7 protein-coding genes are annotated in these 14,508 nt (G+C 38.4%); 5 read left to right on the top strand and 2 right to left on the bottom strand.

Going from position 1 to position 14,508, the window contains the following annotated elements; genetic code table 11:
• Positions 1–334 precede the first annotated feature (334 nt).
• On the bottom strand, positions 335–952 hold the full coding sequence (locus BCU57_RS07740) for a GntR family transcriptional regulator (protein ID WP_102435810.1): 618 nt from the start codon (positions 950–952) through the stop codon (positions 335–337).
• A 328-nt stretch (positions 953–1,280) separates the two neighbouring features.
• Positions 1,281–3,650 (bottom strand): beta-galactosidase, encoded by a 2,370-nt coding sequence (locus tag BCU57_RS07735; RefSeq protein ID WP_102435848.1) that lies wholly within the window; start codon positions 3,648–3,650, stop codon positions 1,281–1,283.
• A gap of 420 nt (positions 3,651–4,070) precedes the next feature.
• Here BCU57_RS07735 and BCU57_RS07730 point away from each other — a divergent pair, with 420 nt between their 5' ends.
• The 5 genes from BCU57_RS07730 to BCU57_RS07710 all read left to right on the top strand — a co-directional run bounded on the left by BCU57_RS07730 (position 4,071) and on the right by BCU57_RS07710 (position 14,436).
• Positions 4,071–5,675 (top strand): sugar porter family MFS transporter, encoded by a 1,605-nt coding sequence (locus BCU57_RS07730; protein WP_413211416.1) that lies wholly within the window; start codon positions 4,071–4,073, stop codon positions 5,673–5,675.
• Positions 5,676–5,677: 2 nt separating this feature from the next.
• Positions 5,678–6,631 carry a sugar kinase gene (locus tag BCU57_RS07725; protein WP_102440672.1) on the top strand — a complete coding sequence of 318 codons (954 nt, stop codon included), beginning with the start codon at positions 5,678–5,680 and terminating at the stop codon, positions 6,629–6,631.
• A gap of 122 nt (positions 6,632–6,753) precedes the next feature.
• Positions 6,754–7,881 carry a glycoside hydrolase family 117 protein gene (locus BCU57_RS07720; protein ID WP_102440671.1) on the top strand — a complete coding sequence of 376 codons (1,128 nt, stop codon included), beginning with the start codon at positions 6,754–6,756 and terminating at the stop codon, positions 7,879–7,881.
• 200 nt (positions 7,882–8,081) lie between these two features.
• Positions 8,082–10,454, top strand: a complete 2,373-nt coding sequence (locus BCU57_RS07715; RefSeq protein ID WP_102440670.1) for an alkaline phosphatase D family protein — start codon at positions 8,082–8,084, stop codon at positions 10,452–10,454.
• A gap of 520 nt (positions 10,455–10,974) precedes the next feature.
• The gene (locus BCU57_RS07710) at positions 10,975–14,436 is read left to right on the top strand and encodes a TonB-dependent receptor (protein ID WP_102440669.1); all 3,462 of its coding nucleotides are present in this window, start codon (positions 10,975–10,977) and stop codon (positions 14,434–14,436) included.
• Positions 14,437–14,508: the final 72 nt, after the last annotated feature.

Below are 14,508 nucleotides of genomic sequence, written 5' to 3'. Positions count from 1 at the left end.
TTCATGTGAGTTTTATTTATTGGTTTGTAATTAAAGTACTTATTTGGATTTATATCGATGTAGTAAATTGTTTTCAATAACAATATTCGATATATACATTGCAACGACCATTGAAGTTAATAGTGAATCTGATGAGCAAACATTTTAGTCGATTGAAAGCGAGGAAGATTTCACTGTAGATGAACAGAGTTAAACATAATCGTGGTAGCGAGCAAGTTACACCATTAATAATTTTAATCAATGAAATGAATGCTTGCCTGTGAATCGACTGAATTCAGCGTATTAAAAAAGGACAGTGGCAAACTGTCCTTTTGTTAGATTGAATTGGGGGGAGTTACTTGATATTCGCTTTGATGGCCTTAACTGCGCTGCTGATGTCGTCATCGCGTAATGCCTGTAAAATGCCTCTGTGCTCTTCTACACATTCTGAGCTAGTGGTAATACGTTTATAGTTAAGGCGCATACGCATGACGTATGGATACCAGATATTAACTAAATCTTCGCCACCTGCTTTATATATTAGGTAGTTATGGAACGAGATATCAACTTTTGTCACTTCAGTAAAATCTTCTCTATCAAAGGCTCCTTGTAACTCATCAAGAATTGTTTCCAATTGGGTTACATCATCTTCAGTTAATGGGTTATTTTTGAAATTCTCGATAGCATAGACTTCAATGTTACGACGCAGGTTAATCATCAGCTTTTGCAGCTTTGGCTCTAGAACACTGTTAACTGATGCACCACAGTTATTTTTAGATATCAGTAAACCTTCTTTGGTCAACTGTAAGATCACATCTCGAATCGGCCCGCGCGATAAACCAAAGCGTTTTGCTAACTCTTGTTCGTTAAGCTTAGTGTTTGGCGCTAAATCACCAGCAATAATATCTGAACGCAGTTGATCTGCAATTTGATCTTTAACTGAAAGAATTTTTGTCGGTTTTGCTGCAGCCATTGTTGTACCCAATTTTCATCATTATATATTAACATTCTAGACACTTAGTGAAATCATTACAATTGTCAAATGTCACATTGTTAATAATATACAGAATTATTTTTTATAAGTAGTTGATATTAAATGATTCATTAAAAAAATTCTGTTATTTGATGAAAAACAATGCTCTGAAACCGTTTATTGTTAACAACAGACATAATTGTTAAATAACTGACAGGGCAACTTTGGAGACCTAAGCAGATTTCAAGCAATTAAAACGAGATTGGATAAAACTGAATGCTTCCTGAGGATAAGAAGCATTCATAAAACAAAGATTAAATTAACGCGGTTACTCTCTTAATTCTTGTTTACCAAACCTTCTTTGATACATATTGCCATTCACGGTTTTAGCCGCTTCAACCATAAATGGGTAAGGGGTGTCTGTAACTGAAATGAATCCGACATTGTAGTTTTCGCCATCATAAGCGCGACCAGTAATAGGTGAATCGATATACTGGAACCAATGCGCACCGATGAAGTAAGGGTTATCAATAACCGAATTCATATAATCTTGATACATCACGCCGCGGTCTTGCTGATCTGCAGCATGAATTAAACCAGGATGATATAAACCAGAATCTTTAGCGCCAATATGAAACTCACCAATGATGCTTGGCATGTCGATATCTTCGAGGAATTTCCAAGATTTTTTAGTCAGTCCTTCTTTATATGAATTAAAGCTCACGACATCAACAAATTTTGCTGAAGATTTAACGACTTCAATAGGCATTCCCCAATCAGGAAAGCGAGAGCCTAAATACATATGGTTTGGCATGTATTTTTGTAATGCTTTATCTACCGTGCTGAAGTACTTGTCAGCATAGGCTGAAAGTAATACGCCATAATCAGCTATTTGACGTTCGTTATTGATACTTGAATCAATGCCGCGGTCAAATGCTTCCCAACTGGTGAACTCTTTCTCCCAAACAGTATTCAGTGCTTGAATCTCACCATATTTTTGCTTCATGACTGCGGTGAATGCAGCTTTTGTTGGAACATCTTTGCCGTCACGTGTGAGTGTATTAACTACAATGCCGTAATGACTTTTGACGCTATCTGAACGGCCAAAACTTTTTTCATTATCGATGAATACGCCGACACACCAAGGATTATTTTTAACTTCTTCATAAACCACTTTCGCTGTTTCAAAAGCTCGGACTTCAAATTCAGGGTCAAATACATCTGGCATAGCCCCCCAAAAGTCATCACCACTTGACACTGTTTTGTAGTTACCAATAATCCATCCGTTAGCAAAATAAGGTATTTTATTGTTGTCGTAATATCGTGGATCAGTCCAGTTACCTAAAGATGTAAAACCCCAATCTAACATTCTGTTGATTGTTGTATCTTCCCAAGCTTGCATATAGCCTTGAGGCTGGTTGCCGTATTTACGTTCAAGGTTTGCAGAATAAAAGCTGTAAGTTTCACCATGTTTCAATGGCCCAGAATGTGCGCTTCTTCGATATCCAAAATGTTTGCCTAAAGGTTCGTTATATTTAGGTAACCAATTGAACATGTTTGCGCGAGTATCTGATGCTTTAAAACGACTGGCGATAGCAGCATCGGATACCCGATTTAATTTTTGTGAATCTTCTGGGGTGACATCAGCTTTAGTGCGTTGAACAATATTTTGTTGAGCGAAGTCATAACCTGTCATGGTTGATGAGTTTGATAATCGAATGATATCTAGGCCAGTGGCGAGATACAAGTAACCATCGGGATCAACTAATGACCACTTATCATTAACCTTTTCGGTTCTAAAATAGCCCGTTGCGGCTAGTTTAGGACCTGCTAGCCAGCCACCATATTGGCTCCTTCCATCAGCGACTTTTCCAGATAAGGTTTTTGCCTCAGCCACGCGTTGGTTTTCTAATTCAACTTCATTGTTGATCTTACCCACAAAATCTTCTGTGTTGTTCTGACCAAATTGATCAACGATGTGAGTTAAGAACTGTTTATTAAACTCAGGGTTTTGACGAATTCTAATGTTACTCAACAAAATTTCTTTATCATGTAAGTTACTTTGCACACTTAAACTAATTTTCGCGATGCCTTTGGTGTTGAGGTTCTTCTTGCCCCACATAGAGGTAAATTGTACTTCGTCACTTTCCCAAGTATCAGGGTTTGAACGTAAACCTGAATTAAAATTTAGTTCAACTTTATGATCGCCATCAGGAGTGGCTAAATCATGACCTGCCATTTTCGCATAATAGGTATTTGAGGTGCTGCCGACAGGAATATTGACTGTGCGAGTGTAATTAGCACCATCAATATCACTGATATCAAGGTAAAGCTGCACACTGTGCTTACCAGTATTGGCAATATCAAATGCGAGATTAAAGTCTTTTAACGCACTCCAATCCCACGGCGTATCAGGGTTAAAACTGATATTACTGTAACTATTATTTTCAGATTTAAACTTAACTGCGATAGCGCCATCATTAATATGCGTATCTGCTGCAACGGTATTGATTAAATCGGTCTGCTGTTTATTAAAATCAATAAGTTGGATAGTTTGGCTAGCAGTTGAATCTATTTCTGATCTCGGAGTGACATTAAATGTCACTGATTCAGACTGACAACCGCTCAATGCAGCAATTATTGATGTCACTAATAAAGCACGCTTGGTTGACTCTATTGTTGACAGGGTCGAGCTCATTTTTTTTTTCATAACCACATACAATGTTAAGTTTATTTTGTTAACAATCTACATTGCGAATGCTGTTGACGCAATAAGTTATTAATAGTTTGTGATAATTATTATGTAAAAATTCGTTTTATTTTCAATTAGAATATTTGACTATTATGTAGTCTAAATTAATTTGATAAATCATTTTATACTGAATATTCAGTATAATACATCATAAACATCGCTAGATTAATGAATCATATATCCAGTGTAAAATAATCGTCATAGTAAATTGTTAACAATAGTTGCTAAATCTTTGTTGTTAATGCTACTGTAATGTTAATAGTCGTTGAGTCACCTTTTATTTCTATCAGTGTCCTTGCTAATACGGATAATTTAAAACTCACAAACGGCATCATTACAAATTAATACTAAAAGATGGATACACATATGATTGCTAGAAGTCACAGCGTTTACTATTGTGCGTTGGTTGTTGCTATCGGAGGATTTATCTTCGGGCTTGATGCAGCACTAATATCAGGTACTGTTAGATTTGTTACCAGTGAATTTGGTTTATCTGATATGCAAATAGGAACCGTCGTAAGTGCTCCAGGTTTCGGCGTTATATTTGCATTACTCGTTACCGGCTTTATTTGTGACAAAATCGGCCGTAAGAAAACCCTCGTGCTTATCTCCTTTATTTATATTATCTCAGCTGTGTTATCTGTTATCGCAACCAGTTTCGAATCACTGGTCATAGCCAGATTTATTGGTGGCTTAGCATTCACATCATTATCCGTAGCTGCCATGTATATTGGTGAAATTGCGCCATCGCATTTGCGTGGCAAGTTGGTATCTATTATTCAGATAAATATTGTTGTGGGCTTATCAATAGCGTATTTTGTCAACTATGGGATATTGTCTTTTTCAGAAAGTGGTCATCCATTGGTGACTTCACTAGGAATCGATACCCATACATGGCGTTGGATGTTGGCTGTTGAAATAATACCGGCCATCATTTGGTTTTTACTGTTACTGAATATTCCTCAAAGTCCACGCTGGTTAATCATGAAGCGTAAAGAAGCTAAAGCGAAAGAAATCATTAATCAATTCAACAATACGACCCATTGTGATGATGAAATCGCACAGATTCAAGCAAGCCTTAAAGATCACGATGAGAAAGCCTCGTTCATTGAACTATTTAAAAGTCTATTTGATACCAAAGTTAGATCGGTAATGATTATTGCGTTAACCATTGGTATTGTTCAACAAATTACCGGAATTAACGCCATCATGTTTTATGCGCCTACCGTGTTTGAACAATTAGGCATTGGTACCGATGCCGCTTTTTTCCAAGCTGTTGTTGTGGGTTTAGTGAGCATTGTATTTACGATTGTTGCTATTTTACTTATCGATAAATTAGGGCGAAGACCTTTAGTGATCTGGGGTTTAGCAACCGCTACGGTAAGCTTGTTCGCTTGTTTTTGGGGATTTCACAGCGCGACATATACATTAACCGATCAAGCTTTAATTGCACTAGCTGCTGAAATTAATATTGGCGACTTATCGTCAATGGCTAATGTGGTATATCAAAGTGATGTCGAGTTTAAAGATGCCCTTATTCAAATAATGGGTGAGGCGGATGCCAAGCTCTATGAAAGTCAGATATTACAAAGTGCAGCCTCTATTAATGCAAACTTGATCATTGGCGGCATTATTGGCTTTATTGCTGCGTTTCATTTTTCAATTGGTCCAATCATGTGGGTGCTATTTTCTGAGATATTTCCAACACACATTCGTGGTGTGGCAATTCCGGTATTTGCTTTCATAACCAGCTTTGTTAGCTATTTAGTACAACAGTTTTTCCCTTGGCAACTCAGTGTTTTTGGTGCAGATGAAATATTCTTATTCTATGCCATCTGCGGTGCGATTGGTTTTGTGCTCTTGTATAAAATTATGCCAGAAACTAAGAACAAAACGATTGAAGAAATTGAAATGTTACTAGCAAGAGAATCTGAACCTGAAAACGTTACTTTGCTAAAAAGAGAAGCGTAACCATGAAATCAATACTTGCTATAGGTGAGTGCATGATGGAGTTAATTGAAAAATCTGACTCCTTATTAAACCGATCATTTGCTGGTGATACATACAATGCTTTGGTTTATGCAAAACGCTATAACCCACAAACCGATTGTCGTTATTTTACTGCTGTAGGTGGTGATGCTACGAGTAAAACAATGTTGTCCGCGTGGAAGAAACATAACTTGAATACAGACTGCGCTCTGGTATCAACATCTGTAACAATTGGGATTTACGCAATATCAACAGATGATACAGGTGAACGCAGTTTCAGTTATTGGCGTTCACAATCCGCAGCGACACAAATGATGCGTTTAATGCCATTACCAGAATTAATCAACAAAATCGGCCAAGTTGATATTGCATTTTTTAGTGGTATTTCATTGGGTATTTTATCTGATGAAGATAAGGGGCTATTACTTGAATTGACCAAAAGGCTCCAGGAAAATGGCACTAAAATAGCCTTTGACCCTAATTACCGACCCGCAATGTGGAACGGGCCAGAACATGCTATTCATTGGCTTGAGTTAGCGTATCAGCACTGTGATATCGCTTTACCAGGGATAGAAGAGCATGAGTTATTACTTGGTCACACTTCACCTATAAAAATCATGCAATATTGTCAGTCATTAGGCGCTAAAGAAATTATCGTTAAGTGCGGTAATGACGGCACATTTGTATATGAATGTGGCGAACTTATTGCGCATCAAGCGTTTGTCGCTGCCCCAGTTCAAATTGATTCAACAGCTGCAGGAGATTCTTTTGCTGGTACTTATTTAGCTGCACGTAATATCGGTTGTGATATTGAGACAGCGCTTATTGATGCTTGCAGTGTTGCTAGGGAAGTAGTCCAACATAAAGGCGCAATATTAGACATTGACGTATATGAAGCAATAAATACATACGCTAAGCGTAATCAGCTATTAATTTAGTGTTCAGTAGAAACATCATCAGTAATGAGTGCAGATGACATAAATTAGTTTTGAATAATTTCTAAGGATTTTTATCTAATACCTAATTTCTAGTTGCTTAAGTTGTAAGGGAAAAACAGTTTATGAGTTTACAGAAACCTTTGAGTCTCGCGAGCCAACGCGCTATCGAACGTGGATATGATAATAATAATGCCGAATGGATGGTCGAGTTTGATGTAAGTCCGCTAAAAGGGGATTTTGCTTTTGAAGAAGGGGTTATTAGACGTGACCCTTCATCAGTGATTATGGTCGACGATGTATTTCATTGCTGGTACACAAAAGGCGAAGGGCACACTGTCGGATTTGGTTCAACCAATCTTGCCGATAAGGTTTTTCCTTGGGATTTGACCGAGGTGTGGCATGCAACATCGATTGATGGTGAGACCTGGAAAGAACAAGGGGCTGCTATAACCAGAGGTGAATTAGGCCAATTCGATGATCGCGCGATATTTACACCAGAAGTATTAGCGCACAAAGGCCGTTATTACCTTGTTTATCAAACGGTAACCACCCCTTATACCAATCGTCAATATGAAGAAATAGCATTAGCAAGTGCTGATAGCCCTTATGGACCATGGGTAAAGTCAGTAGCACCAATTTTAAGCCCGAGTAAAGATGGTCAGTGGCGTGGGGATGAAGATAATCGTTTTCATGTGACTAGCAAAGGCAGTTTTGATAGTCACAAAGTCCATGACCCCTGTTTGCTTGTTTTTAACGACAAATTTTACCTTTATTACAAAGGTGAAACCATGGGTGAAGAAATGAATTTTGGTGGTCGTGAAATTAAGCATGGTGTTGCTATAGCTGACAATATTGAAGGGCCTTATATCAAGTCTGAGTTAAACCCAATTTCAAACAGTGGTCACGAAGTGGTGGTGTGGAATTTTGAAGGTGGAATCGCCTCTCTATTAACGACCGATGGCCCTGAAAAAAATACCATTCAATTTGCTAAAGATGGTCAGAATTTCAACATAATGGCGCATATAAAAGGTGCACCTGAAGCGATTGGATTATTTCGTGATACAGAGACAAATCATAATTCAGTTAACCCTGAGCATGGCAAAAGTTATCACTCAGTAAAAAGCCAAAGACCGGGATTAACGTGGGGTTTATGTCATAAGTACGATTCATCTTGGAATTGGAATTTTATCTGTCGATTTAATATCAAACGACAAGTGCTGGATGTAGGTACTTTCCAAAATACTAACTAACCGTTAGTAACGTTTTATCACGTCTCAAATTCAACAGCATATGGTTAGCTGCATCTGTCATAAACAGATGTCGCTATTTTATGCCGCCATAACTGAGTTGCAATAATACATACCTTTAGTGAAGTTGTTTCACCCGGCTGAATTTATGATTTTATATTAGCATTTTAATAAAGTAACTTGTAAACAAGACTGAGGAAAACATGGATAGACGCAGTTTTATAAAACTTTCGGCGTTAGCGACTGGGGGGATCTTATTTCCATCTCAAGCAGCTAGAGCTGCAGCTAATCGAAAATCGGTGACTAATATCTCACCCGTTGAAACATTAGTCAGCAATGTGCAACGACCTTGGCTTGGTTCCGCTTTTTGGGGAAACCGTTTACAAGATTGGCGATTAAACGCAGGTAAGATTGAATGTATTCGCGATGGTCGTGGCTTTGAAATGCGAACTGTGTCTATTTTAACTCGACAATTAAACAACAGTATAAAGCCTGCGCGTATACAAGCTAAAATCTCAAATTTAACCCCCACGAAAGCAGGCTTTTGTGGTTTTTTATTGGGTGCAGGTTCTGACAGTTTAGATTACCGAGCTAGCGCATTAATCCAGAGAGCATCTGGTGAAAATGGTGGCTTTATGGCGGTAATTAACGAAAAGGGTGAACTTAGTTTTAACGACTTCACCAACAAACAAAAACCATTGGCTTATGAAAAAATCGTGAGAACCAATAGCGTTAATATTGGCGCTGTTCATGATCGTGAGATTATCTTAGATTGCCATATTGATCCTGTATCAAAAACGTCATTTGATGTCCGTTTAGTTGCCATTGACAGTAAAACCGGGAAAGAGCTTGGGTTTATTGTGAGAACTGGCGTTCCTAATGATGAATTACTAGGCGGGGTGATGTTGTTATCTTCAACGCCACCTAAGCAAAGTGGCGCCCGTTGGGCATTTTCAGATATTCAAACGGGTGGTGAAAAACTATCTCAGTTTGATCAACGTGCCATTGGGCCTGTTATAGGCTGTATGCACAGTGTCAATAAGTCGGTATTAAAACTCAGTGCCCAGTTTATGCCAGTTGCTGACGATGAGTATCAAACTGCAAAGTTACAATATCAAATCGCCGGTAGTAAAGAGTGGGTCTCTGCGCCTTCATCCCAAATGGAGCCCGGTTACATCATTCAATATCGCGTCGATAACTGGGATAACACCCAAACACATAATTATCGAGTGGTTACTGATAGCGCATCAGATCAGGTGGACGTGTTATACCAAGGCCAAGTGCTAAAAGATCCAGGTAAAACCAAGCCATTATCTATCGCTTTATATTCTTGCCTTGTGGCCACCAATCAGTCATTAGATATTGAACATTTCAAGACCAGATTAAAACAAGAAAAGCAATTAGGTCGTTTTAGTCCTGAGAATATTTTGTTTCCTCATACAGAACTGGTGAATAATTGCGACAAGCACGAACCAGATATGTATGTATTTTGTGGTGATCAGTATTATGAAGCAACGCCAACACAAGTATGGCGTAATCGACCTGACTCGCACTTAGACATGCTTTATCGCTGGTATCTTTGGTATTGGACATTCAAAGATTCTATTCGAAATAAACCTGCAATATTGTTAGCGGATGACCATGACGTACTACAAGGTAATTTATGGGGAGTAGGTGGCCGCGATCCCGTTGTATTAGAAGGTGATAAACGCACCGAAGAAGACGGTGGCTATATGCAAACCAAAGCCTTGGTCAAAATGGTTTATCGAATGCAACATGGTCATAATCCTGATGCATACGATCCAACACCAATAGAACACGGTATTCCTGTGACTTATGGTGCCTTCGTTTATGGAGGTGTCAGTTTTGCCATGGTAGAAGATAGAAAGTTTAAATCCCGCCGTAATATCAATATTGATCCGATTTATGCCCAAGGTGAGTTATTGGGTCATAGGCAAGAGCAGTTTTTACGCGAATGGGCAGATATGGATCAAGCGCTGCCTAAAATCTGTATTGCTGCATCCATGTGGGGATCGCCTCAGACGAGAAGTAATTTAGAACCATTGTTAGATTACGACTCAAACGGCTATCCACCTGACGGTAGAACTCGCGCAGTCAAATTGATTAAAGACGCAGGCGCTGTAGTCATTTGCGGTGACCAACATTTAGCCATGATTGCAAAACAAGGATTAGACACCTTTGATGATGGGCCATTATTTTACGCCGGCCCTGCAGGCGCCGCTTTTTGGCAACGTTGGTTTGAAGGATTAGATAAGCTTGATAATCAATTCAAAAATGATCCGAATACGGGTGATTTTACTGATACCTTTGGCAATAAGATGCGAGTATTCGCGGTAGCTAATCCAAAAGTGACCTATGATGACTTTAAACAGCAAACGAATAATTCCTGGAGTAACTTTTTAGCTGACAGAAGTTTAAAGAGTGAAGGCTACGGCATTGTTAAAGTTGATCACAGTGCCAGACAATTTGAATTTGAATGTTGGGAGTGGAATACCGATCCGCATAAAGGAAAGCAATTTTCCGGTTGGCCATATATTCATAAATTTGAATCTTAATCAGTTAAACCAATACTTTACTAAAAGCCATCCTCGGATGGCTTTTTATGTTTATGCTAACCATCTCTAAGATGATTGAATTACCAGTTAGCATGCCGTTAAAACATATCTGTTAACATTTTAAATGCCACATTTGAACTTTTTTTATAATTAACCTCAGAAATCAGTATATATCTCTAGCTTCTCATTCTTATTAAAGTGTTATCTTCTACCGATTCGGCAATGTCAGCTAATTTAACTGTGTAAATAATTGTTGTCGTAAAAGTCTTTAAAATCAATAATAAGCAATCACAAGATCAATGGTTAACGGTATGTTAATTGCGGTACAATGCGACAAAGACGAGAAAGGATTTCATCGAAATAGTTAAATAAATAGATTTAAGTTAATTGAAGATTGTTAACAAAATTCTGTTGACAGTTATTCCCTTGTTCAGTAATGTCTGTAAACAGAGTTGCAACATTATATTAACTTTTGCAATTCAGGTTAGGCAGAAACACAAACGCTCTTGGGGGAGTAAATATGCCAATTAAGAAAATAAAATATAAGTACAGCTCTGTATATCTCGCATTGTTAACAGCAATGTCTATGCAGGTCGTTGCTGAAGAAAAAGCAACCGATGAAGCTGCAGAAGAAATTGAAGTAATTCAAGTTAAAGGCTTAAAAAGTAGTTTAAAGAAGTCAATTAACGATAAACGTTTTTCAGAGAACCTGACTGATTCAATTAATGCTGAAGATATCGGTAAATCAACCGACCAAAATATTGCTGATGCATTATCTCGTGTAACCGGTGTAACAGTGCAATCAGTTGACGGAGAAGGTTCACGTATTACGGTACGTGGTGCTAACTCTCAACAAAATAATATCAGCATGAACGGTGTGCAGTTAGGTTCAACTGATTTTAGCCAAAGTGTTAATTTATCGCAGTACTCATCTGATATTTTATCTAAAATTGAAGTGGTTAAAACACCCAGTGCTGATCATGAAGAAGGTGCATTAGGTGCAAACATTAACCTGATAACTAACAAACCATTAGATTTAAATTATCAAATTAGAACGGTAACGGTTGAAGGCCGCTATAACGATTTATTAGATGACGAAAACTATAAGGTTTCAGGTACGATATCCGAAAAAATGTTTGATGATACTTTTGGGGTGATTTTTACCGCTGTAAAAGAAACTAACTCTTACCGTAAAGATCAATATAGAGCTGATAATTGGGTATCTGAATTTTCTCATTTAGCTTCTGATACAGAAGGGAATCTTGTTGAAGATGTGTGGGGCATCACCAATAAGAATTCACGGTATGAGTTGTATAATAATGATGTAGACCGTATGAACTTTAATTTGGGATTACAGTGGACACCAACTGATTCAACAGAGTTTAATCTCAATACCAATTACACCAAACAGTCTTTTGAAAGTTCAATGCATGGCGTTCAAGTTCGTAGTGGTCAACAAGGTAATATGATTGAAGGGATTGACCCTGGTTTAGGCGGCAGCCCATCACAGTGGACGGATCCACAGCAAGATTGGCATACCATTGATTTAAAAACCAATACATTTACTAAATACTTAAACCGATTTGGTGATGGTGGTTTAAGCCAGTCTGAAAACAAATATGATGAAGAAAACACCGTTATCTCATTCGATGTTAGACATGATATTACTGACAATCTTATTTTAAATGCCGGTCTAGGTTACTCAAAGTCTGAACGTATTCCTGAAAACCAAGTTTATATTGCGATGCAAAACTTTAGCAATATTAACCGCTGGATATTACAAAATGTTCCAGAAACTGATATTGAGCCTGTTGGTTATGACTGCACTAATGGCCCATGTACTTTAGTGGGTGGTTCTGGTCTGATTGATTATGGCGAGAATAACGAATTTGGCGATCCATTAAATGTTTGGGATAACTACGGCACAACAGGCTTTAACGTTGATGAGCTCAATGCCCAGCATTTAACCTTTTTGAATCGCTCAGTTGTTGCCGTTGAAGATGAACAAAAATCAGCTTTCGTCGATTTTGACTGGATAGTCGACGCTGGGCCATTATCAAGTATTGAGTTTGGTGCTAAGTACTCTAACCGTGAAAAATACGTAGATAACCAGCAAAATGCATTTAATAGTGTCGGCGAAGGTGTAGTTATTAATAACCCTTATACAGGAGCACCTACGGTTTTAAATGATGGTTTGAGTTCGTTAAGTGGTGATCTATTTGCAACTGGGGAAAGCTTTCCTGTAGATGATTTCATGGACAGTAATGGCTATGGGCGCGATGCGATTACGGATGGTTGGACAACCTTTTCAGCATTTAAAGCATTTGATGTTGCTTTAGGTTCTCCTTCTGTTGGTTTCGAGCCTGATAATTCAAATACACGTTCTGCAGAGCTTGAAAATTTCGCTACCTACTTGAAAGCCAACTTTGATTTTTTTGACGGTCGTTTATCTGGTGATGTCGGTGTTCGTTATGTTAAAACCACCGTAGATACATCAGGTTACTCAGGTGTGCAGTTTGCTATTGACCCAGGTAACATAGGCCGATTAATGGACCCTTTCAAATTGGCTGAACTACGTGATTCAAGCCTACCTGAATGTAGTGGTATTCCATTTTACGGTACTGATTGGAACGCAGAAACTCGTTGGGCTCGTGTAGACGGTAACGGTTACGACACCGTAGGTACTAATGACTTATCTGATGATATAGCTCGTGCTGATGAGGGCGCTTGTTTTGACCCGAATGCTGTACGTGGTAATCCAAACGAAAGTGGTTGGTGGTTATGGCGTCACAGTGATATATCTACTGAGAGATTCTATGGTTATGGCGATAGACAACTTGACGAAAATGGTCAGCTTGTTGCAACTGAAGATAGAAGTAAGCGTAGCTTTGCTGTAACTGGTACTCATGATTATGATGTTTTCTTACCCAGTCTAAACTTGAATTATCTACTTACTGACGATTCGGTACTACGTTTTGCTGCATCTAAGACGATGGCACGCCCACAAATTGATTCATTACGTCCTGGCTTTAAAGTGCGTGAAACCCAGTGGGGCGGTTACAATCGTAATAACACCATTACCCTCACAACACCTAAATTAGACCCATTAGAATCAATTAACTTAGATTTATCCTATGAATGGTACTTTAACGAATCAGGTATGTTGTCTGCAGGCCTATTCTATAAAGACATGACTAATTTCGAAGAATCTGAAACTGTTTTGACTTATATGGATGACCTACGAGATGTCGGCTTAACAGAAGGCGAAGGTTATAATCCTGATGATTTAGTATTGGTAGCTGGCCAAGACAGTCTTGAACAATGTATGCCTAAACGCTTCCAGGGTAATGATGAATTCCGTGAAGATTGGATGTATTCAGGTGACTTGGAGCAAATGTGTGCTCAGTTCAAAACAACTCGTATCAAAAATGGTAAAGGTGCGAACACTAAAGGGGTTGAACTGCAGTATATTCAAACTTTTGACATGCTACCCGGTTGGCTTTCAGGTTTAGGTATTCAAACTAATTATACCTATCAAGACAGTAAATATGACCAAGAAGTATCGTCAATAGATGACACTGTTCAACTACCTGAGTTACAAGTTGCCTATACACCTGAGCATAGTTATAACTTAACTGCATTTTGGGAGAAAAATGGCCATCAGTTGCGTTTATCCTACCGAGGTAATACCGATCAGCTAGCTAAACGTTCTTGGGAGTCGGGTTCATTATGGGAAGAAGGGCGTCAAACATTAGATTTTTCGGCGAGTTACAAGCTAAATGATATGGTGACTTTCTCCTTTCAAGCGGTTAATTTAACGGATGAAGGTGTTCGTCAGTATTACACTAGTCGCTTCCTTAATGTTAATGGAGATGTTTTAGACGAAGGTAGCCCAATCAGTGGTAACGCAACCGATTCTAGAACCGTTAATCAATATCAAACAGGTCGAACATTCCGCCTTAATGCACGAATGAACTTCTAATCTAGCTTCTCAATTAAGGGCCACTTTAGTGGCCCTTTTTTTTTATTAAATTAACATCAATAGCCCATATTT

The sequence above is a fragment of the Shewanella sp. 10N.286.48.B5 genome, from assembly GCF_002874355.2.
Taxonomy (GTDB): Bacteria; Pseudomonadota; Gammaproteobacteria; order Enterobacterales; family Shewanellaceae; genus Shewanella.
Note: the sequence above shows the minus strand (reverse complement) of the source record. Positions and strands in the feature narration are given on the sequence as shown.

Bases quoted from the DNA above. Each gene is read 5' to 3' on its own strand.
- BCU57_RS07720 (WP_102440671.1), top strand. From the start codon at position 6,754: ATGAGTTTACAGAAACCTTTGAGTCTCGCGAGCCAACGCGCTATCGAA.
- BCU57_RS07735 (WP_102435848.1), bottom strand. From the start codon at position 3,650: ATGAGCTCGACCCTGTCAACAATAGAGTCAACCAAGCGTGCTTTATTA.
- BCU57_RS07730 (WP_413211416.1), top strand. From the start codon at position 4,071: ATGATTGCTAGAAGTCACAGCGTTTACTATTGTGCGTTGGTTGTTGCT.
- BCU57_RS07710 (WP_102440669.1), top strand. From the start codon at position 10,975: ATGCCAATTAAGAAAATAAAATATAAGTACAGCTCTGTATATCTCGCA.
- BCU57_RS07725 (WP_102440672.1), top strand. From the start codon at position 5,678: ATGAAATCAATACTTGCTATAGGTGAGTGCATGATGGAGTTAATTGAA.
- BCU57_RS07715 (WP_102440670.1), top strand. From the start codon at position 8,082: ATGGATAGACGCAGTTTTATAAAACTTTCGGCGTTAGCGACTGGGGGG.
- BCU57_RS07740 (WP_102435810.1), bottom strand. From the start codon at position 952: ATGGCTGCAGCAAAACCGACAAAAATTCTTTCAGTTAAAGATCAAATT.